This window comes from Polycladomyces subterraneus, from assembly GCF_030433435.1.
Lineage (GTDB): Bacteria > Bacillota > Bacilli > Thermoactinomycetales > JIR-001 > Polycladomyces > Polycladomyces subterraneus.
Genome location: NZ_JANRHH010000054.1, coordinates 72,104 through 93,893, shown reverse-complemented (window position 1 = coordinate 93,893; position 21,790 = coordinate 72,104). Strand labels below are relative to the sequence as shown.

At 53.0% G+C, this 21,790-nt stretch carries 19 protein-coding genes and 1 other annotated feature; of the genes, 14 read left to right on the top strand and 5 right to left on the bottom strand.

Translation table 11 applies throughout. The features are described from left to right. Window positions 1-17: 17 nt before the first annotated feature. Entirely contained in the window at window positions 18-1,103 is a 1,086-nt protein-coding gene (locus NWF35_RS15910) for an isocitrate/isopropylmalate family dehydrogenase (RefSeq protein ID WP_301240441.1), read from the bottom strand. A 299-nt stretch (window positions 1,104-1,402) separates the two neighbouring features. Between NWF35_RS15910 and nagZ the strand changes: the two genes are divergently transcribed. The 12 genes from nagZ (at window position 1,403) to acsA (ending at window position 13,410) form a co-directional block, all read left to right on the top strand. Next, window positions 1,403-3,184 (top strand): beta-N-acetylhexosaminidase, encoded by a 1,782-nt coding sequence (gene nagZ / locus NWF35_RS15905; protein ID WP_301240439.1) that lies wholly within the window; start codon window positions 1,403-1,405, stop codon window positions 3,182-3,184. 51 nt (window positions 3,185-3,235) lie between these two features. Then, the gene (locus tag NWF35_RS15900) at window positions 3,236-3,625 is read left to right on the top strand and encodes a DUF948 domain-containing protein (RefSeq protein ID WP_301240438.1); all 390 of its coding nucleotides are present in this window, start codon (window positions 3,236-3,238) and stop codon (window positions 3,623-3,625) included. A 29-nt stretch (window positions 3,626-3,654) separates the two neighbouring features. Beyond that, on the top strand, window positions 3,655-3,996 hold the full coding sequence (locus tag NWF35_RS15895) for a YtxH domain-containing protein (RefSeq protein WP_301240437.1): 342 nt from the start codon (window positions 3,655-3,657) through the stop codon (window positions 3,994-3,996). A gap of 242 nt (window positions 3,997-4,238) precedes the next feature. Then, window positions 4,239-4,673 (top strand): EamA family transporter, encoded by a 435-nt coding sequence (locus NWF35_RS15890; RefSeq protein ID WP_301240436.1) that lies wholly within the window; start codon window positions 4,239-4,241, stop codon window positions 4,671-4,673. Between the two features lie 19 nt (window positions 4,674-4,692). Further along, entirely contained in the window at window positions 4,693-5,043 is a 351-nt protein-coding gene (ytxJ, locus tag NWF35_RS15885; protein WP_301240434.1) for a bacillithiol system redox-active protein YtxJ, read from the top strand. Between the two features lie 44 nt (window positions 5,044-5,087). Beyond that, window positions 5,088-5,636, top strand: a complete 549-nt coding sequence (locus NWF35_RS15880) for an RNA polymerase sigma factor (RefSeq protein ID WP_301240432.1) — start codon at window positions 5,088-5,090, stop codon at window positions 5,634-5,636. Between the two features lie 16 nt (window positions 5,637-5,652). Beyond that, complete coding sequence (locus NWF35_RS15875) at window positions 5,653-6,399, top strand: anti-sigma factor family protein (protein ID WP_301240431.1); 747 nt, start codon at window positions 5,653-5,655, stop codon at window positions 6,397-6,399. 103 nt (window positions 6,400-6,502) lie between these two features. Next, the gene (locus NWF35_RS15870; protein WP_301240430.1) at window positions 6,503-7,576 is read left to right on the top strand and encodes a bifunctional 3-deoxy-7-phosphoheptulonate synthase/chorismate mutase; all 1,074 of its coding nucleotides are present in this window, start codon (window positions 6,503-6,505) and stop codon (window positions 7,574-7,576) included. 144 nt (window positions 7,577-7,720) lie between these two features. After that, window positions 7,721-8,914, top strand: a complete 1,194-nt coding sequence (locus NWF35_RS15865; RefSeq protein WP_301240429.1) for a hypothetical protein — start codon at window positions 7,721-7,723, stop codon at window positions 8,912-8,914. A gap of 234 nt (window positions 8,915-9,148) precedes the next feature. Beyond that, a complete protein-coding gene (gene ccpA / locus NWF35_RS15860; protein WP_301240483.1) occupies window positions 9,149-10,174 on the top strand; it encodes a catabolite control protein A in 1,026 nt (341 codons plus the stop codon). A gap of 28 nt (window positions 10,175-10,202) precedes the next feature. Beyond that, the gene (locus NWF35_RS15855; protein ID WP_301240428.1) at window positions 10,203-10,901 is read left to right on the top strand and encodes a 5'-methylthioadenosine/adenosylhomocysteine nucleosidase; all 699 of its coding nucleotides are present in this window, start codon (window positions 10,203-10,205) and stop codon (window positions 10,899-10,901) included. A gap of 781 nt (window positions 10,902-11,682) precedes the next feature. Further along, on the top strand, window positions 11,683-13,410 hold the full coding sequence (acsA, locus tag NWF35_RS15850) for an acetate--CoA ligase (RefSeq protein WP_435873923.1): 1,728 nt from the start codon (window positions 11,683-11,685) through the stop codon (window positions 13,408-13,410). 438 nt (window positions 13,411-13,848) lie between these two features. Here acsA and NWF35_RS15845 read toward each other — a convergent pair whose 3' ends face one another. Next, window positions 13,849-15,948: a transglycosylase domain-containing protein gene (locus NWF35_RS15845; protein ID WP_301240426.1), complete on the bottom strand. Its 2,100-nt coding sequence runs from the start codon at window positions 15,946-15,948 to the stop codon at window positions 13,849-13,851. 109 nt (window positions 15,949-16,057) lie between these two features. Then, window positions 16,058-16,321: a binding site (T-box leader), on the top strand. A gap of 42 nt (window positions 16,322-16,363) precedes the next feature. On the opposite strand from NWF35_RS15845, the gene tyrS reads away from it, so the two are divergent. Next, entirely contained in the window at window positions 16,364-17,617 is a 1,254-nt protein-coding gene (tyrS, locus tag NWF35_RS15840; protein WP_301240480.1) for a tyrosine--tRNA ligase, read from the top strand. Between the two features lie 221 nt (window positions 17,618-17,838). On the opposite strand, the gene NWF35_RS15835 is transcribed toward tyrS, so the two are convergent. The 3 genes from NWF35_RS15835 to trmB all read right to left on the bottom strand — a co-directional run bounded on the left by NWF35_RS15835 (window position 17,839) and on the right by trmB (window position 20,427). Next, window positions 17,839-18,549, bottom strand: a complete 711-nt coding sequence (locus NWF35_RS15835; protein WP_301240424.1) for an alpha/beta hydrolase — start codon at window positions 18,547-18,549, stop codon at window positions 17,839-17,841. Between the two features lie 78 nt (window positions 18,550-18,627). Beyond that, complete coding sequence (rpsD, locus tag NWF35_RS15830) at window positions 18,628-19,227, bottom strand: 30S ribosomal protein S4 (protein WP_205493183.1); 600 nt, start codon at window positions 19,225-19,227, stop codon at window positions 18,628-18,630. Between the two features lie 444 nt (window positions 19,228-19,671). Then, window positions 19,672-20,427: a tRNA (guanosine(46)-N7)-methyltransferase TrmB gene (gene trmB, locus NWF35_RS15825; protein WP_301240423.1), complete on the bottom strand. Its 756-nt coding sequence runs from the start codon at window positions 20,425-20,427 to the stop codon at window positions 19,672-19,674. Between the two features lie 349 nt (window positions 20,428-20,776). On the opposite strand from trmB, the gene NWF35_RS15820 reads away from it, so the two are divergent. Further along, entirely contained in the window at window positions 20,777-21,745 is a 969-nt protein-coding gene (locus NWF35_RS15820; RefSeq protein ID WP_301240421.1) for a sugar phosphate isomerase/epimerase family protein, read from the top strand. Window positions 21,746-21,790 lie beyond the last annotated feature (45 nt).

Sequence of the window (21,790 nt, the reverse complement as noted above, 5' to 3'; positions counted from 1 at the left end):
CGGGCCTTTTCATTGTCTCAGAAACCTTGCAGCGTGTTCCATACTTCCAGTTTGGTTTGCACTTTGTTGATGATTTCATTGGTAAATTCGGTGGTTGTGGCGTTGCCGCCCAAATCGGCTGTTCGTACCCCTTCGCGCACCGTTTCGATGGTGGCTTCATAGATGGCACGAGAGGCGGCGCTGGCTTTGGGATCATTGAAATAAGTGAGCAGAGAAGCACCTGCCAGTATCATGGCCATGGGATTGGCGATGTTCTTGCCATACAATGAAGGAGCAGTCCCGTGCGGTGCTTCCGCCATCACCACTTTCGGGTTGAAATCTTCGTCGAAGCTCATCAGGATCGATTCGGCACCGGCGATGGATCCGAACAACTGCAATACCAAATCACTCAAACAATCACCGTCCCGATTGAGGGCCGGGATCACCATCGGTTCCCCCGAGCTGTTGAGCAACAAGGCATAAGTGGCATCGATCAGTTGCGGCTCGTAGCGGACTTCGGGATACCGTTTGCTGGCCGCGTCCATTTCTTCCTTCAGCATGCCTTCGTATACGGGGCTGACGGTGTATTTGGGACCGCCAAACACTTTGGCGTTCGTCTTCTTGGCGTGGCGGAAGGCGAATTCAGCCACGGCACGGCACGTTTTGCGGTCGATTCTTTCTGTCCGGTACGCCACTTCATCCATTCCTTCCCCTTCGCGCCATTCCTTGGCGCCATAGGCGTCACCGACCGCCATCCGGATGATGGAGATCGGCGCATACGTACCGGCGACCGGTCGCACGCCGGGGATCCTGCGTCCCGTGCGGACGATTACCTTGCCGTCGATTTCTCGGCGCAGGATGGCGTTGGGACTGCCCACATCCCCTTTTTCCTCTGGTGTAATCGTGGCCGCTTTCAGACCGAAACCGGTCCGTTTCATCGCCTGCGCTGCTTCCAATACGACTTGGTTGTTCGTTTTCCTGCGGTTTTCCAGACTGAGGTCAAATTCCAGAAACTCCAAGTCCAATCCGATCACGTTGGGATCGAGAACACGCAGCGCTTCTTCCAACAACTCCTGACCCGTCTGGTCTCCTTTCATCACGACGATCGATTTGACATTCGACATGATGTGTTCTCCTTTCTCCACGGTCTTCTTTGCAGAGCGTGTCTGATCAATACGCTCCTTCGCTTATAAAAAGATTCGAACAGGATACGTATTGAGGAGCTATTTCATGTTATGAAACTGTGTTTCATTTCTCACCTATCCCATTATAGCGCGTGCAATCCATTACGACCAGCGGGAAAGATTCGAACAACTTTAAGGGATTTCGGATAGTCTTTCCCGACCGACTGTGATAGGATGCAGGTGTGAAAAAGTATTCCCCGCAGTCAATCCGAGAGAAAGAGAGAAAAGGAGGGAAGGGGATGAACACTGGACGGATCGGCAGATGGAGTATCACAGTGTTGGTGTTATTGGTGTTGCTCTGTCTTCCATCGGCCGTTCCGAATCCGCTCAACAACCGCAACCCGTTGCCGGAGGTGGATGCCACATGGGTGAACCGGATGTTGGCCCGCATGAGTCTGGATGAAAAAGTGGGCCAGATGTTTATGGTGGGATTCCAATCAAACAGATGGGGAACGTCCACCGGCTTCTCGGCTCATGCCCGTGAACTGATCCGTCGTCATCATGTGGGCGGTGTCATCCTGTTTTCGCGCAACATCCAAAACCCCCGCCAAGTGGGGGAGTTAACCAATCAGTTGCAACAACTGGCCGTGGCGTCTGAGCCTCATGTACCCCTCCTGATCGCTGTCGACCAGGAGGGTGGGGACATCACCCGAGTCGACGGGGCGACGGTGTTTCCCAGCAACATGGCACAGGGGGCTACGGTTGATCCGGATACCGCATACACGTCGGCCAAAACGGTGGGACGGGAGTTGCGTGCCATGGGGATCAACCTCAATTTGGCCCCGGTGCTAGATGTGAACAACAATCCGGTCAACCCGGTAATCGGGGTTCGTTCGTTCGGTGAAAACCCCCGAATGGTGGCTGCGATGGGCACGTCAGCCATCCGCGGTTATCATGAAGGGGAGGTGCTGACGGCGGTCAAACATTTTCCGGGACATGGTGACACCCATGTCGATTCCCACGTTGGCCTGCCGTCGGTGACCCATGATCGCAAACGACTGGATGCGGTCGAATTGGTACCGTTTCGGGAAGCCATCAGGGGCGGCGCCGACATGATCATGACCGCACATATCACTTTTCCGGCTATCGATCCCGCACCAGGAACACCTGTCACGTTGTCTCGCCGTGCGTTGACTGGTTTGTTGCGGGAGGAATTGGGTTTTCAGGGAGTGATCATTACGGACGACATGGAGATGGGGGCGATCGCCAAACAATTCGGTACACCGCAAGCCGCTGTTCGGGCGATTCAAGCGGGGGCGGACATGGTCCTGGTTGCCCACTCTCTTTCCGCACAACGATCCGCGATTGCGGCGGTGAAACAGGCAGTTCAAAGTGGGAAGATTTCCAAAGAGCGGATCGATGAGTCGGTTCGTCGCATTTTACGTCTCAAAGCGGAGCGGCTGGGCAAACATGCCGTCGCCAAACAAGTGTATGCGTACCCGGACGAAGCGGAACGGATGGTGGGAACGCCGCAGGCGGCCAGGCAAGCCGAGGCGGTTGCTGCACGCGCTGTCACTTTGGTGCAGGACCCAGACCGTCGTCTGCCCTTGCGCCCCGAGTGGTTACCGCGCGTGCTGGTGGTTTCACCCGAAAAACCGGTGGCCTTGAGCCGGCGGTTGTCCGATCAGGGATTTCGTGTGGAAACGTTGGGGATTGACGCCGATCCTCCAGTGGCTGAGCGTCAGCGGGCGGTGGAGAAAGCGAGGGTGGCGGATGCGGTGATTGTGGGGCTCACCGGTGCCGTATTGCACCCGCAGCAGGGGGCATTGGTCCGCCAGTTGGAGGAGACGGGAAAACCAGTTGTCGCTTTGGGCTTGAATACACCTTATGATGTGGCTGTATTGCTGAGAAACACGACGTACTTGGCATTGTATGGTTCCAACACGGTATCGTTGGACGCAGGTGTAAAGGCGCTGACGGGCCGGATCCCGCTGAGAGGGAGACTGCCGGTCTCCATACCCGGAAGGTATCCGGTGGGAGCCGGGATTCACATTGACCGCATGGCTCGACCGGGTCGTTAACGTTTTTCTTCTGAAATGTTGGGGAAAGAATGGGGCGAGGAGGGCAGTCCGATGTGGATTGCAATCAGTTTGATGATAATCGCGGTTTCGTTTTTGGTATTGGTCATTTTTTTGGTCATTTCCTTATTAAAATGGAATCGTGCGGTGGAATCGGTGGAAAAAGCTGTTCGACAAGTGGAGGAACAATTGTCGGAGACATTGCGGGAATCCCGGTCCACTATGCAGGAAGTGCGGATGTTGGCTGCCGATGTCCGTGAGAAGACCGACCGGATCGATCCGCTTCTTCGATCGCTCCACACCGCGGGGACCAGTTTGCAGGAGCTTTCAACCGGCCTTCACCAACAAGTGATATCGGTGCGTCGTCGTCTGGGCAGTGTATTATCTGTGGTGGGGGCTGTGTTGGAGTGGTTTCTTCAACGGCAGGGGCCCCGCGATAAATAATGCGGATTTGGCAGAGAGGAGTGTGGCCGATGGCGAAAGAAACGGGTGGAAGGAATTTTTTGTTGGGGGCGGTTGTAGGCGGTTTGATCGGAGCGGCTGCCGCCTTGTTGTTGACACCCAAAACCGGTCGAGAGATGCGGGAAGAGCTGGTCAAACGCTGGGATCTTGCCAAGGTGAAAGGACGGGAGTGGATGGAAGCAATAAGAGAACAGGCTGACATTACCCCGGAACAATGGGAGCAGGCCAAGGAAGTGGCCAGGTCCAAATGGATCGAATTGCGTACAACGGCAGATAACATGCGAAAGGATCGGATCTTGGTCGACATCCGTAAAACGGAAGAAGCATCGTCAGACACCCAAAAAGACGATTGATGGGGGAAAGATGATGAAGGGCGGAGCTCGTCTCCTGGCGGCGGCTTCCGGGCTAACCGGTGGCGAATAAATGGAAAAAGTTACAGGTTATTGCGGATCAGCGGGCGGGTAATAAACCATCAGTGCTGTCGACGGACAAGCCCCAGGACGCACCGGATTCCAGAGACTCCTGATAAGGGCGTGTCTAACCCGTTTGGACAAATCATATATATGGGACAAAAAGGTCCAAACGAGGTATGATAATGAATAAAGAAATTGTGTACGCGCTGCTGGCGGCGCTTAGTTTCGGGATCGCGCCCGTTTTTGAAAAGTTGGGGTTGGCTCGGACCGATCCCACCTTGGCGCTGTTCGTCCGCGCGTCGGTCACAACGGTGTTGGTCACGTCGTTTCTGGTGACTTCCGGCAAGGCACACCTATTTCGATCCACCGACGTCCATTCTCTGGTGTTTGTCGTGCTCGGCGGTATATTTGGTGTGCTGTTCGCCCAGTTTTTTTATTTTAAAGCCCTGCAATACGGGGAGATCGGTCGTGTCATGCCGATTGTGGGCGGTTTCCCCGTTATCGCCTATTTCTTTTCTATTTTCGTCTTTGGCGAATCGGTCACCCTAACCAAGTTGATGGGTATTGTGTTGGTGGTGGCAGGGGTGCTGTTGTTGGGAGACACCAAAGGATCTTAATGCGGAAAGGATGGAGGAAATGAGCGAGTTGCCGTTGATTACATCGGAGGAACAATGGGAGTCTTGGTTGGAAGAATCCCGGAAACAGCCGCTTTTGTTGTTGAAACACAGTACCCAATGCCCGATCAGTGCCGAAGCATTTGAAGCGTTTCGCACTTTTGCCAGCACCTCGCAGGCCAAATCCGTTCGTATAGGCGTGGTCACCGTAATCGAACATCGTCCAGTCTCCAACGCCATCGCTGAACGGCTGCAAGTCAAACATGAATCACCGCAAGCGCTGCTCATTAAGGATGGAAAAGCAGTCTGGCACGCTTCTCATTGGAACGTGACGCAAGAAAGTCTGGCACAAGCAGTAGCCGCACACACCTGAAAATTTAGGTACTAACGGGAGAATGGGGAACAGAGGAGGTTGTCATGAGCTCAAAGGAAATGCGAGTCTCTTCACGGAAGTTGGTGGCGGATGACTTTATGGAGCGCCTGCAACAACACCGGCGTTACCTGTATCATATCGCCTACCGACTGACGGGAAACCCCGAAGACGCCAAAGACCTGACGCAGGAGACGATCTGGCAGGCACATCGCAAATCCAATAAATACGTATATGAAAAGTCGCTGAAAGCATGGTTGCGTACGATGATGACCAATCGTTTCCGGGACCAAAAACGGAAAAAAAGTTTGAAGTTGGTCGCGCTGGAAGACGCGTTTATACATTCAGAACCTCCTCCGACCACCAGCATGGCCTCGGTGGAGGAGCAAGTGGAACAGCGTTTGCTTCTGGAACGGGTGAAAGAGGAGATTCAAAATCTACCCGAGATTTATCGTCGCGTGATCGTATTGCGTCATTTTTACTCCCTGTCATATACTGAGATCAGTAAAGAATTGGAGATCCCGGAGGGAACAGTCAAAACACAGCTGTTTCGTGCGCGGAAGATGTTGAAAGAGCGATTGTCGAAAAAAGAGTAAGGAGTGGACGCGGGCGATGTCTTGCAGGGACATGGATCAGCTCATTCAGCTATACGTGGACCGGGAAATCGAGGAAGCCGACCGTATGCGTCTGAAGTCCCACGTAGCGGAGTGTGCTGATTGCAAACGGGACCTGCAGGATATGATCGCACTGGTCGACACGCTGGAAAACATCCGGATCAAAGCCCGGGCTCCCCATTCAGCAGGCGGGCTCTCGCTGTTCAGATGGGTGGCGGTGGGCATATCGATATTCCTGTTGGCCTATATTCCGTATCACGGTGATCATGACCAAGCACCCGTATCATCCCTTTCCGTGTCTTCCATCAGTGTAGCGCAGAATGGAGATGAGAAAACGGTTGACCCCGAATACACCATCTTGGCGACATCTGCCGATACCATCCGTATCCCGCATCGGGATACCGTTCGGATTCTCACACCGGATCAATGGCCGACTCGTATCTCATCCGCGACGGCTCTGGTGTATCCCGGCGCTTTGCGTTTCCTGATTGAACAGACGGGATCGGATTGGTACAAGCAAGTGGACCGGTTGATTTTGATCAAAGTGCCCGATGCTGACACATTGCAGATGCTGTTGAAACGCGTGGGAGAAGAATGGGATGGATTCACGGGCCATGATACCGTCCAGTTTCCCACTTCTGTCGTCATTACGCCGGGGGAACGGCCCAAGGTGCAATTTTTCTCCTCTCCTGCCCAGGACCAAGATATCTTACAATGGGCAAATCATTTAATCCGTAATCATTGATTCGATTTTTCTTACGCCCATTTCTCTGGTCTGGGGTGACATCCCGCCTCCTTATGCGCTATAATAAGCGAAAATTTTTCATAAGGGATGGGTGGGGAGAGTATTGAGTCACCAACAGATTGAAAAGTTGAGGCAGAAGCTGGACGAGATCAACTTGCAACTGCTTCAAATCATCAATGAACGTGCGTCAGTGGTGAAGGAAATCGGGGAAATCAAAAAACGATACGGTGTTCAAAAGTTCGATCCGATTCGGGAAAAAGACATGTTGGAACGGATTGTGCAACATAACGAGGGACCGTTTGACGACAATACCGTCCGCCATCTGTTCAAGCAGATTTTCAAAGCTTCCTTGAGCCTGCTGGAAGATGACCACAAAAAGGCATTGTTGGTCAGCCGGAAGCGCCAGTCGAAAGACACCGTCGTCATGGTGGGCGATTTTCCGGTCGGCGGGGAGCGAAACGTCATGGTGGCGGGACCTTGCTCGGTTGAATCAGAGGAACAAGTTCGGCAAGTGGCGCAGACGATGCGCAAACTGGGGATTCGCCTCATCCGTGGCGGTGCGTACAAACCGCGTACGTCTCCCTACGACTTTCAGGGCTTGGGAGAAGAGGGATTGAAAATCCTGCGCCGGGTGGCGGATGAATTCGGCTTAAAAGTGGTCAGTGAAATTGTTCACCCGGCCGATATCGAGATGGCGACTCAGTATGTAGATGTGATCCAGATCGGTGCACGCAATATGCAGAACTTTGAGCTCTTGAAAGCGGCAGGCTCTGTTCGTAAGCCCGTGTTGTTGAAACGTGGCTTGGCGGCGACACTGGAGGAATTCCTGTTTGCGGCAGAATATATTGTCTCCCGCGGCAACACACAGGTGATCCTATGCGAACGCGGCATTCGTACTTATGAGAAATGGACGCGAAATACGCTGGACATTTCGGCTGTTCCCATTTTGAAACAAGAAAGCCATCTGCCCGTGTTGGTGGACATCAGTCACTCCACCGGCCGGCGTGATATCCTGTTGCCTATCGCCAAAGCGGCATTAGCTGCGGGAGCGGATGGGATCATGGTGGAGGCGCATCCAGAGCCTTCGGTAGCGTTGTCGGATGCGCAACAGCAAATCAATCTCGCGCAACTGGAAGAATTGCTGAAACAATTGCGTCAAACGTACGATTTAGTGTGAAATCATCACTCCTGGTTGCACGTGAAGGGTGGCCGAAGTCAAGAACCACATTATCGACAGTTTGGGGAGAAATGGGGCTTCCGTCTCCATTTCTCCTTTTTTTGCGTTACAATGTGGTTAAAAAGGAAAAAGGGGGCGAATCAGGTGAGTCAAAGCGAATGGATGCAGGCTGTTCAGAATGAACAGATGTGGTTATATGAAGTTGCGGCTGGACGGATGACGCAGGATGACTGGTTTATCCATATGGCGAAAAACGGAACCCCCCTGCGTACGCTGATGCTGGCAACGGAACAGGGAGGAAGTGAAAAACCCGTTTTGGCTCCGGGTCCCTCACCGCAAAACAAACGACTGGTGTTGGTGATGGTTCCGGAAGCTTTGCAAGCGATCCGATTGCAAACACCGGGATCGCCCCGGCTGATGGCAGAATCTGCTTGGACTTTGGTCCCCAAAACGCTGCGCGCTGGTCACGACGGCTTTGTGGTGAATCCCGGACATCCCACCCGAATGACATTGGACCGTGGCACGGCCGCTCGGTTGTGGAGGGAATATGCTGTATCGCAACTGGGCCGCAAAGGCGGTGGCTGGGTGCCGGTAAGGGATGAGCAGATGTTGTTGGTGGAGTATGCCAAGAATACATACACGGTCGCGGTTTATGCGACGGAGGAAGATTGCGAGCAGATCAGCCGCCAATGCGGTGGAACGACGACGTTTATACCGTGGTCCCGAATTGCCCGGCGCTGTCAGGAGATAGGGGCTGAGGCGCCATATTTGCAGTTTGGTTATCCCGAACAGGTGATGTTGGAAGCCCGGCATATGGAAGCATTAATCCGACTAAGCGACGATACGCCACTATCACAACAAACACCATCGCCGACCCCGACGCCTTCCGCCACTCCCACAGCTTCCCAGACCGCTGCCGTGCAAGCCGAAGAATCGACCGCTTCCGCTCAAGAAGGATTACAAGCGTTGGAACAGGCGATTCGTCAGGGTCAAGGGATTGCCAACGGTTGGGAAGTGTGCCGTGCCTTGGCGGAATTGCAGTCCGTCTGGGTGATTGTCGGTAGTCGGGGCGAATTGGTGCCGTTGACACAGGACAGTGGTCAGCTTATGATCGACTTGTTCACATCAGAATCTCATGCGATGTCTTTGTTGGAGGATTGGAAACAAAAACATCCCGATGCGCCGCCGCTTACGCCTCGTTTGGTGCCGGCTCGTCCGCTATTTGAGGCGTGGGCGCCCAAAACACCGGTGGTATGGATCAATCGCGGCACTCCACAAGCATGGACGAGCGTGACGGGGGAAACCTTGCCATATGTGCTGCAAATGTCTGACTCCTGAAAAAAGAAAAAAGAGCCGAGGTGACACCGGTTCTTTTTTTGATTTCCGGATAAGCTAATGAGGAAACAAGTGGGATTCCATGAAAATGCGTGAGATCCTGTGGTAAAATATGATCTTAAGATAGAGGACGATCATCACCATGAATGGGACGGTTTCCATCGAAAGGAAGCCGCTCCCGCGGCGATGTTGGATAAACGGAACGTGAAAAAATGTAAATTGGGTGTGGAAGATACAATGGGGAAGAAACGAGAAGCAGTTACCATTTATGATGTGGCACGGGAAGCCGGTGTATCAATGGCAACGGTTTCGCGTGTGGTCAATGGAAATCCCAATGTGAAACCCGCTACAAGAAAAAAGGTGTTGGAAACGATCCGCAATTTGGGATATCGCCCCAATGCAGTCGCGCGGGGATTGGCTAGCAAACGGACGACTACCGTAGGGGTGATCATCCCCGACATTTCCAACGCATTTTTTGCCGAGTTGACGCGGGGCATTGAGGATATCGCCAACATGTATCATTACAACATCATCCTGAGTAACTCGGACAACAAAAAGGAAAAAGAATTGCAACTGATCGAGACGTTTTTGGAAAAACAGGTGGACGGTTTGTTGTTCCTCGGCAGTGAAGTGACGGATGAGCATCGGCAGGTCTTTGCCGAAGCACATGTGCCCATCGTATTGGCGGGAACGCAAGATCCTGTCGGTGACCGCCCGTCTGTGGTCATCGATCAGGTGCAGGCAGCCAAGGAAGCGACTACGGCGCTGATCCGGGAAGGACACGAACGCATCGGCTTGATCGGCGGTCCGCTGACCGATCCGGTTAATGGTTATTCCCGTTACTTGGGCTACAAACAGGCATTGGAAGAGAATGGCTTGCCCTTCAAAGAGGAATGGGTCCGCATCGGCGACTATCGTTACCGCTCCGGTTTGGAAGCGATGCGCAGCCTCCTGGAAAGCGAACAACCACCTACCGCTGTATTTGCCTGCAGTGATGAAATGGCTGTAGGAGCTTTACATGCAGTGCAGGATGCCGGTCGATCTGTTCCAGAAGACGTCTCCATTATCGGTTTCGATGATATTCCGCTGGCCACGCAAGTGCGCCCGTTGTTGAGCACGGTGGCCGTGCCGATGTATGACATCGGTGCAGTGGCCATGCGCTTGTTGACCAAGTACATGAACGACGAGCCGGTGGAGAGTCCGCAGGTGGTTTTGCAATATCGGTTGGAGCTGCGCAATTCCACTCGCATTCAAGAACTGTGAAAATTGACGGGAGAGAGGAGAGCGTCCATTGACAATTGGCGTGATCGGGGCGATGGAGGAAGAGGTCGCCCTGTTTCTGGAGGAAATGGAAACGGAACAAGTAGAAGAGTATGCTGGCATCCGTTATCACCGGGGTCGATTGGCCGGTGCAGACGCCGTAGTGTGCAAGTCAGGCGTGGGCAAAGTGAATGCGGCGATCTGCACGCAAATCCTGATCGACCGATTCAATGTGAAAGCGATCGTTTTTACCGGTGTGGCGGGGGCATTGCACCCGGATCTGGACATCGGGGATTTGGTGATTTCCACGTCATGTCAACAACATGATATGGATGTCACGGCGTTGGGTTTTGCCCCCGGTCAAATCCCGTTCCAGGCGGTCTCGGTCTTTCCCGCCGATGAACGTTTGATACGGTTGGCTGAGGAAGCGGCCCGACGGGCGGCAGATGTCAAAACGGTCAAAGGAAAAGTGTTGTCCGGTGATCAATTCATCTCCAGCTCGGAAAAAGTGGCCGAACTGCGCGAAAAATGGGAGGGCGTCTGCGTGGAGATGGAAGGGGCCGCTGTGGCCCACGTTTGCTACGCAAACCGAGTTCCCTACGTCGTGATCCGCTCCATGTCCGACAGGGCGGATCATTCGGCCAACGTCAACTTTGCCGAATTTACGAAGCTGGCCGCTGAACGATCCTGCGCAATCGTGCGGGAGATGTTGAACCGGTGGAACGGATAGAATGTCCCGGGAAATAGAACTGCTGGCCAGTAAGAGATCCTGTTGACAAACTGTCGTTCACGAGCGAAAGCCGTCTTTCTTCCGAGCGACTTTAACGGAAGAATGCGGAGCCGAGGGCGGGAGACGGATTGCAATGACTGAATATGCAGGGGCGATGTTTTTCGGGTGAGCGATCTTCAGGAGCCCGGCAAAGCAGAGGAACGGACCACGGGGAGAACCGCGGGCTAGGGTGGTCTGGTGAATCTGTGAGGGAGCAAATGCTTTCCCAGGTGAGCGAAGACCCGGAAAGCGTAGGAAAGAAATCGCGGGCAACTTTCTCTAAGCGAAGCGTATTTTGCCCGCATCTTGCGTTCCGGGTCGAAACAAGCATTTGTTGCTTCCTTGCAGGGCGACTGGCGGAGCGAGCCGGAAAAACAAGCGCAATATAACTAGAATATACGGGTTGATCGATTTTTGAAATAAGCTCTGGTCAAAAAGTTACAACCGCCTGCCCATAGAAGGTCGGCGGTTGTTGTATTATTATGTGACTTGACCCACACGGCTGAATTACCAGAGGCACTCCCTTTGGTCGATCGTCGCTTTCGTTTCAGGTGGCGTGGCAACCCACATCCATGATTCTGAGTGATTTAAGTTTGACGAGTTTTCTCTCGTGATCATCCCAACGCTGAAAGGCTGGGTTTTTCCACTTGCTCTTTCTAAATTGCGAATGTTTCAATCTATGTTATAATAGTGGATAATGAAGGCGTTTTCACGAGGGTCGACGAAACAAGGAGGGCAGAAAATGAAAATGATGGAGACAGAACGCCTGGCTGTGACGGTGAAGGAAGCCAACCTGCCAGACTACGAAAAGACCGCTCGCGAATTTGATTGGAAGGAAGCAGAAAAGGCCTTTTCCTGGTACGAGACGGGTAAGGTGAACGCTGCTTACGAGGCGATTGATCGTCACGCCGAGTCAGAAGAAAGAAAAAACAAATTGGCGCTGATCTACAGCGATCCCGACCGTGAGGAGCGCTATACCTTTGCTGAGATGAAGGAGCAATCCAATCGTTTTGGAAACGTACTCCGAAAAATCGGTGTTCAAAAGGGAGACCGTGTCTTCATCTTCATGCCCCGCACTCCGGAATTATATTTTAGCTTTTTGGGAGCGATCAAAATCGGGGCTATCATAGGCCCATTGTTTGAAGCTTTTATGGAGGCTGCTGTTCGTGATCGGTTGGAAAACAGCGAAGCGGTCGCCCTGGTGACGACTCCTGCTTTGTTGCCGCGTGTTCCGGTGGATGAGCTGCCAGCACTCAAGCACATCATACTGGTGGGGGCGCAGGGGGAACTGCCGGAGGGCTATTATGATTTTCACAAGGAAATGGCAAGTGCCTCACCGGAACTGGACATTGAGTGGGTAGACCGCGAGGACGGGATGCTGATTCACTACACTTCCGGGTCGACCGGGAAACCCAAGGGAGTGTATCATGTCCATAATGCCATGATCCAGCATTACCAGACAGGCAAATGGGTGCTGGATTTCAAAGAGGACGACGTGTATTGGTGCACAGCGGACCCCGGTTGGGTGACGGGTACATCCTACGGCATCTTCGCCCCGTGGCTCAACGGGGTCACCAACGTCGTGCGTGGCGGACGTTTCAGCCCGGATGATTGGTACCAGACGATTGAAAAGTACCGGGTGACCGTGTGGTATAGTGCGCCGACGGCTTTCCGTATGTTGATGGCGGCGGGGGACGATGTGGTAAAAAAATACGACCTCTCCTCCCTGCGCCATGTACTGAGCGTGGGTGAGCCGCTGAACCCCGAAGTGATCCGTTGGGGGATGAAGGTGTACAATCAACGGATCCACGACACATGGTGGATGACCGAGACCGGCGCCATTTTGATCGCCAACTACCCGTCGATGGAGATCAAGCCAGGCTCCATGGGACGGCCGATTCCCGGCGTGCAGGCGGCGATCATCGACGACAATGGCAACGAATTACCGCCCTACCAGATGGGGAATCTGGCCATCCGCACACCGTGGCCGTCCATGATGCGCGCCATTTGGAAAAACCCGGAGAAATACCAAGAGTATTTCCGCATTCCGGGATGGTACATCTCAGGTGACTCCGCCTACATGGACGAAGAGGGATATTTCTGGTTCCAGGGACGATTGGATGACGTGATCGTCACCGGCGGAAAAAATGTGGGACCGTTCGAAGTGGAAAGCAAGCTGGTGGAACATCCGGCGGTGGCGGAGGCGGGTGTCATCGGGAAACCGGATCCCGTCCGGGGACAGATCATCAAGGCGTTTGTGGCACTCCGGGCGGGATATCAGCCCTCGGAAGAGCTGAAAGAGGAGATCCGGACATATGTGAAGGAGAAATTGGCGGCTCACGCGGCCCCGCGCGAAATCGAATTCAAGGACAAACTGCCTAAAACGCGCAGTGGAAAGATCATGCGCCGTGTGCTCAAAGCTTGGGAATTGGGATTGCCCACCGGCGACCTGTCAACGATGGAAGACTGAGAGGAGAAGCGGAAAGAGCCCCGGGTAAAAACCCGGGGCTTTTTGATGGAAACGAGGAACACCGTGTTAATTACTCAAGAGACTGGAAGCTTTTGCGGGGCGAGCGACATTTGAGCACAGTGATTAGAGTGCTTTAGGGCGTGGGTGAGCACCAGAATCCAAACGAATGTAACAGAGACGTTCCCAATCGATCAAATGGATCTGTGGCGATGCTGCCCATTTCCTCGACGCATGGGAGCTTCGGGCAGGGAGAACGTTGCAGTGCATGCGCGCGTGGTGTGGGGGCGGAGTTTCCCACGTCGTTGACGGCTGTGACGGTATACCATCGATTACTACTGCCCGGCAGTCGGCGTATTCAGGGAACGGGTGTGCGGTGTTAACGCAATCAGCCGAAAGGGTCCGCTCGACGGCAAGCGTGCCGCCATTTTACGTTTATATTTAGTATATTTCGTCATTTTTCAGCGCGCCCAGGGCGACAAAACGTTCGCCCTTGGGTTGAAGATTGGGGTCAGCCTGCATGATTGCCTTGAAATAAGTGGCCCATGCTTCCTTCGCGACTGTATCGTTATACATCTTTTTGTTGTAGTCGTATCCGACCCATACGCCCAACGCCACGCGGGGGGAATATCCAATAAACCATACGTCGTATTTATTTTGCGTGGTTCCCGATTTGCCGGCGATGTCGTAACCGCGGATCCGTTGACCGATCAGTTTTCCTGTGCCGTTTTTGATCACATCTCGCAACATGTCAGTGGTAGTGTAAGCAGCATTCGGAGAATAAACCTGTACCGGATTCTGTTTGTGTTCATACACCACTTTCCCGGAGGAGTCGGTGATTTTTTGAATCATGTACGGCTCGTTGAATTGACCGTGATTGGCCAGAGCCGCATATCCCGCAGTCATGCGCTGTACCGTGAATCCGTAGGTAAGCCCGCCAATGGCGGAAGCTTCTCCGTCGTACGGATGGAAGCGGAAGCCCATTTTCTCCAAATAGCTAAAGGCGCGCTCCTTTCCTACCATCCTGAACACCTTGATGGCCGGGATGTTGAGTGATTGGGCCAATGCTTGGCGGGCCGTCACGTCACCCGCATATTTTTTGTTGGCGTTTCGATAGGTTTTTCCTGTACCGTCCGCTGCTTTCAGTTCTTCATCTTTGATCTTCGTGTCTGGTGTGATCAGACCGAGATCGAGCGCCGGTCCGTAATCCAACAAGGGTTTTATCGTAGAACCGGGTTGACGCGGATAGTCCAGCGCGTGATTCACATTGGTCTCCCGTCCGCCGACGAATGCCAGCAACGCCCCCGTTTTCACATCGATCAACGTGGCGCCGACCTGTTGCAGTTGGTTCTTTTTCACGACCAATTTTCGGTGGCCTTTAGGCCCCTCCCACACCCGAATGTCGGCCGGACGAGCGAACGGTATCCGCTTGGTGGCCTGTTCCATCGTATCCAACAGGTTTTTGTCAAGGGTCGTTTGGATATGGTATCCACCCGTCAACACCCGTTTTCGGTATTCTTCCATTGTGGCCCAATACTTGCCCTGCTTTTTCAGCTGAGCCGGATCCAGACCATCTACCTTCATGAGAGCTTCAGCCGCTTGTTTTTCGACCGCGTCCATCACATACCGGTACTTCTCATATGCGCTGGGTTTCGGTTTGGCCAGTGAGGCCTGCAGATTAAACGCCAACGCTTGGTCGTATTCCTTCTTGGTGATCTTGTGGGTTTTCAGCATCCGGTTCAGTACAACCTTCATGCGCTTTTCCCCGGCTTTCAGTGTGGAACCGTCGTCAGCGAAGAACGGGTTGTATGCGTTGGGCCGTTGGACCATCCCCGCTATGTAGGCGGCTTGTGCCAAATTGAGATCTTTGGCGCTGACGTCAAAGATCCCCTTAGCCGCAGCTTCTACTCCCAACATATTGCGGCCGTTGGGATCTTTTCCGTAGTATGTGCTGTTCAAATACGCGTTTAGGATGTCCTTTTTGCTGAACATCCTTTCCATGCGTAACGCGATGAAGATTTCCCGCGCCTTGCGCTCATGGGTTTGCGATTGGTCTTGCAAAATGGTGTTTTTGACGACCTGCTGCGTAATCGTGCTGCCGCCGGTAGTCACCGAGCTGTGCAACGCCTGCTGCAGGGCTGCTCGGAAAAGCGCTTTGGGAACAACCCCGTGATGTTGGTAGAACTGTTGATCTTCCGTTGCAATGAAGGCCTTGATCAGATAGGGGCTCACTTGCTCCACAGTGACTAATTTCCGATTTTCGTCCCCCCTGAGTTGTCCGATCAGTTGCCCATCACGGAAAAACGCTTGGCTGTTTTGAGACCATCCCGATAATTTCTTCTCAAAGTCGGCCTTGCTCAGCACTGGTTGATCTTTGACCAGCGAGGCGACATAACCCGCGACGACACCTGCGGCACCAACCGACAACGTGAGCACCAGGATCAGAGCGAAAAATAAAGTATAGAGAAAGCCCTTGAAAATCCGGAACCCCAGCGACCTTCTTTTTTCCGCCGGGGATGAAGGAGAACCACGGTGTTCCATCGCTTGATACCCTCCTCATTTAACGGTAATATTATAACACAGGCATTGTTTGGGAGGATCATTGAAATCTTCGACAAAATCGCGTCAATTAGCGACGCGCGTCCATCAGATAACAGTGATGAACAGGACGAGTAGCCGGCGGATCGGACCCGACAGAGAGCTGGTGGTTGGTGTGAACCAGCGGTTCCCGCCGTGCGAATTACACCTGGGAGCTTCGCATGAGGCCATGGACTGATGATGGTCGTTCGGACAATGGATGGACCAGACAGGTCCTGGGCTTCGTGCGACGGGGTGACTTGCCCGTTATCCAAACGAGCGGAAAGCAGAATTGCTTTCAAAAAGGGTGGTACCGCGGGTAAACCTCGTCCCTTGAGGATGGGGTTTTTTTATGTTAACGAAGAAGGAAGGGATGGAAATGAGTACGACGGAGATCAAACCGGAAGTTCAACGGGAGATCGATCGGCAATTGGCTGTCATCCGCCGCGGTGTGGCCGAGATTATTCCGGAGGAAGAATTGAAGGAAAAGCTGCGTCAATCCATTGAAACCAACCGGCCGCTCAAGGTGAAATTGGGATTGGACCCCACCGCGCCGGATATCCACATCGGTCATACGGTGGTATTGCACAAGCTGCGTCAGTTCCAGGAGCTGGGCCACATCGTCCAATTGGTGATCGGCGACTTTACGGGACGGATCGGTGATCCGACGGGAAAATCGGAGACACGGCGCCAGTTATCGGAAGAAGAGGTGAAGGCAAATGCCCGAACCTATACCGACCAATTGTTCAAGGTACTGGATCAATCCAAAACGGAAATCCATTTCAACAGTACGTGGCTGTCGCCGATGACATTTGCAGAAGTAGCTGAACTGGCCGCCAAATGCACAGTTGCCCGGATGCTGGAGCGGGACGATTTCTCCAAGCGGTATCACAGCGGCCAGGCGATCAGCGTGCATGAATTTTTCTATCCGCTGATGCAGGGTTATGATTCGGTCGCGCTGAAAAGCGACATCGAACTGGGGGGAACGGACCAAAAGTTCAACCTGCTGATGGGCCGTCAACTCCAACGAGAATACGGTCTGCCCGAACAAGTAATCATGATGATGCCGTTGTTGGAGGGCTTGGACGGCGTCAAAAAGATGAGCAAAAGTTTGGGTAACTACATCGGCATCCAGGAACCGCCGCAGGAAATTTACGGAAAAGCCATGTCCATCCCCGACGAATTGATGGTGAAATACTTCGAGTTGGCGACTGATCTGTCCAATGAAGAGTTGGAGAAGCTGAAAAAAGGGCTGGCCGACGGAACCATTCATCCACGGGACGCCAAAATGAAGCTGGCCCATACCCTGGTACGCATGTATCACGGACGGGAGGCCGCTGATGAGGCTGAACGCCATTTCCGCCAAGTGTTTCAGCAAAATGCCTTGCCGGAGGATATCCCTGAAGTGACGATCGCGGCGGGTCAACTTCAAGACGGCAAGATTTGGGTGGTGCAACTGCTTTCCACCTTGGAGCTGGTTGCGTCGAATGGAGAAGCGCGTCGGATGATCCAGCAGGGTGCGGTTCGCGTCAACCAGGAAAAAGTGACAGATGTCGATCAGCATCTTCCCGTTGAAGATGGTATGGTGGTACAGGTGGGAAAACGCAAATTTGCTAAAGTGAAGTTGGTTTAACAAAAACGGGCCCGATTTTCTCGTTTCAGGATTTGCATCACACAACGAGAAACCGGGCCCCCATGTACTTTTGTCAACATCCTGCCAAGATCGTTTTCAACATTTAAGCGCAAGATGCGGGTAACGTACGCTTCGCTTCAAAAAGTTTGTTCGAAGATGAGAGTAGCAAGGCGGAAACGGATTGCGCTCTTTCGGTGCGATGGTGGGACACGACCGTATTGTCAAAACGTGTCCAAACCGGCTTGCTGCAACAAATCATTGCCGATTTCCACCAGTTGATCAGCAACCACTTCAGGTTCCTGCAACAGGTAAAAGTGGCCGACTTTTGTGTCGATACAGCGCCAGCCTGCTTGCTCTGCGATTTGGCGTTGCGATTCGTAGTGTTCCGTCCATTTCCAGTAGACGCAAGGATGATCAGGCCAACCGTCTGGTACGGGGATGGCCTCTTCGTACATGGCGAGCGGCGTCGCGTACAATTGGGCCACAAAGGCGCGACGGACGGAAGGTGCCGGGATCGCCGTCTTCAGATCATCTTCGGTCCACGGTGGAATCATGCCGTCCCGTGCTTGCCGGCGGAATTCGTCCGCCGCTTCTTTTGTATTGTACAAATCCAATCGGCTTTTCCCGTCTTGAGGAATGAGAGCGTCGACAAAAATGGACCCAATCACCGGTTGTTGGATGGCGTCGGCCACAGCCGGGATCAGCACGCCTGCACCGCTGTGTGCCGCCAGAATGATCGGCTCTTTGGGCGTGAGATGTTCCAAGGCCGTCACGACTTGATCCACATGTTGTTTCCAATACGGGGGTTCGTCTTTTCGATGCCGCAAAATCGGAACGATGGCGGGAATCTTCCGCTGTTTCAACACTTGCGCGACCCAGTTCCAGGTGGCAGGGCCGACGAAGGGACTGTGCAACAGCAAAAAAGTGGCCATGATATCACCCCATAATGGATGATTTGTAAAGAAAAACCACTCCATCCAAAACGAATGGAGTGGCGTGGCAAAAGAGGATTAACGGGAGTAGAACTCCACGATCATCCGCTCGTTGATTTCCGCCGGAAGTTCGGAACGCTCAGGCAGACGTTTGTAGGTGCCTTCCATTTTGCTTTCGTCGAACTCGAGATATTCCGGCAGGAATTGTCGGTCTTCCAGCGCTTCTTTGACCACTTGCAGGTTGCGGCTCTTTTCGCGCAGGCCGATTACGTCGCCCACCTGTACTTGATAGGACGGACGGTCCACTTTTTTCCCGTTGACCGTGATGTGCCCATGCACCACCAATTGCCGCGCTTGTGCACGGGTACGAGCGAAGCCCAGGCGATACACCAAGTTGTCCAGGCGAGATTCCAGCAACTTCAGGAAGTTCTCACCGTGAACCCCTTTCATTTTGCCTGCACGGTCAAAGAGGTTGCGGAATTGCTTTTCGTTCAGACCGTACATCAGACGCAGTTTTTGTTTTTCCTGCAACTGAAGGCCGTATTCGCTCAGCTTCCGGCGTTGTCCCGGACCATGTTGACCCGGCGGGTACGGCCGTTTCAACTCTTTTCCGGTTCCGGACAGAGAGATGCCGAGACGACGGCTCAGTTTCCAACGAGGTCCAGTATAACGTGCCATACTGAAGCTCCCCTTTCATCATTTGCGTTGGAATGCAAATGACGGGATGGCTGGTCCGCGAAGTTGCCCGTACTTTCCGGATAGCGGCGAAAAGCCGGACATCCGTGAAAACGTTGCAGCCGCGATTCACGGAGCGAACCAGTGAGGGTGATCCATCACCATCACTTTGCGTGCTATCCTCAAACCCCAGGGAGATTTGAGCCATACAAAGTCTTATTATAAAACATATGCAGCAAAAGTCAATGAGAAAGCGATCAAACCTTGGAACCGGGAGACGCAGGACGGGGGCAATTACGTTTCGCTTAGAGAAAATGGCCCGAGAAAATGAATTCCTGCGATTTCGGTAGGTAATTGCTCGCTTGAGAATGGTCTGCTGCTCTTAAATGAATCAAGCAACGCTTGAACGTATGATCGTTAGGCTGAAGCAAGCCACTTCCAGGCTGTCTATTGATCTGAAACATCATCATTCCGGTTCGTCTCATCTTCCGCTTGTTCTTGCCCCGCGTTGATATGCCAAGTCTTTCTTCTCCTTTTCTTCTCCAGCACTTCCTCCGGAAATTTGGCCGGCGGTCGAGCGAGCAGATAGTAGATCGGCATCCCCTTGGCGACGAACTTTTCTTCATACTCGGTCATGATGTTGCCTTCGCTGTAGGGGCTCCGATGCAGGTCTTCACTCTGCTCCAGCACCGTATAACCGCATACGGCGAGCTCCTCCAGCGTAAACTCGTACAAGGACCGGTGATCGGTTTTGAGCAACAGCTCCCCCTCCGGTCCCAGGATCTTCTGGTATTGGGCCAGAAAATCGCGGTGCGTCAGCCGACGTTTGGCATGCCTTTTTTTGGGCCACGGATCGCTGAAATGCAGATAAAAACGGGCCACTTCCCCTCTGTCGAACACCTCGTCCAGTTCCGCGATATCCATCCAAAGAAAATGGAGATTGGAGCAGTCCTGTTCATCCGCTTTTTTGAGCGCCTGCATCAGGACCTCCTCAACGCGTTCGACTCCGATCCAATGAAAGTTGGGCTTTACGGAGCAGATGGTGGATAAAAATTTTCCTTTGCCGGTGCCCAACTCAACATGGAGCGGGCGATCGTTCTGGAGGAATGTGCGCCATTGTCCGCGCAGTTGCTTCGGGTCGTTGATGACCCGTGGATGTTGACGTACAAATTCCTTTGCTTCCGGTTTTCTTCTGAGTCTCATGGTATCCCTCGTTATGTGTTCGTAGTATTGCCGATGATCCCGAAGGTGGCCTCCGGTGACTCCCTATCTATTATAGCCACGAGCAGGTAAGAGACCAACCGAAACGGGCGGATTTCTCCTCACATTCCAGACTTTTCCCTCCGGTCAGGAAGACATGATGTTTATTTTTGGATCATACAAACGGTTGCATCTTTGCGCATCATTTTTTATGCTAGAAGTGGAGAAAACGTTTTCGTTATAGCGAAAGGTGTGTCTTTTTCGAAAACGGTTCATCAACCCACAGTTATCTTAAAATTCACTTAAGATCTGCTCGCTATGCTCAATCACTACATACAAAGGGGGAAACGCTGTGAAACTCGGTGTGTTCACGGTCTTGTTTTCGCAGATGTCGTTGGAGGAAATGCTCGATTACGTCAAAGCAGCCGGACTGGATGCAGTGGAGATCGGGACAGGCAATTACCCGGGAAATGCGCACTGCAATCCGGATGAGCTGCTGGAAGACAAAGCAAAATTACGCGCCTTCAAGAAAGCGATTTCAGACCGTGGTCTGATTATCAGCGGGCTAAGCTGTCACGGTAATCCATTGACACCCGAGAAAGCGTTTGCACAACAATCCCATGACACGTTTGTGAAAACGGTTTTGCTGGCAGAAAAGCTGGAAGTGCCGGTCGTCAACTGTTTTTCCGGTACCCCCGGCGCTTACGAAGGAGCCAAGATGCCCAGTTGGCCCGTGGCACCCTGGCCCAATGAGTACCGTGAGATCCTGGAATGGCAGTGGAAGGAGAAGTTGATTCCTTATTGGCGAGAGTGGGGAAAATTTGCTGAAGAGCACAAGGTGAAGATTGCTTTGGAACTGCATGGCGGGTTTTTGGTCCACACCCCTGCCACATTGTTGAAACTGCGTGAAGCGGTGGGAGAGGTAATCGGGGCCAACCTGGATCCCAGCCATTTGTGGTGGCAAGGCATCGATCCGGTAGCTGCGGTGAAAATCCTGGGGAAAGCGGGCGCCATTCACCATTTCCATGCCAAAGACACCTACATCGATCCTGACAATGTCAATATGTACGGGCTTACGGACATGCAATCGTATGCCAACATGCAGGAGCGGGCCTGGATTTTCCGAACCGTCGGCTATGGTCACGATCTGAAAACCTGGGCAGACATCCTGAGCGCCTTGCGAATGGTAGGTTACGATTACGTCGTCAGTATCGAGCATGAAGATGCGCTCTTGTCAGTAGAAGAAGGCTTCCAGAAAGCAGTGGAAAACCTGAAACGGGTGTTGCCGAAGGAACAATTGACGGATATGTGGTGGGTATAAGGCTGGTCCATCGTGCACCTAAAGACACTTAAGGAGGGGTTGAAA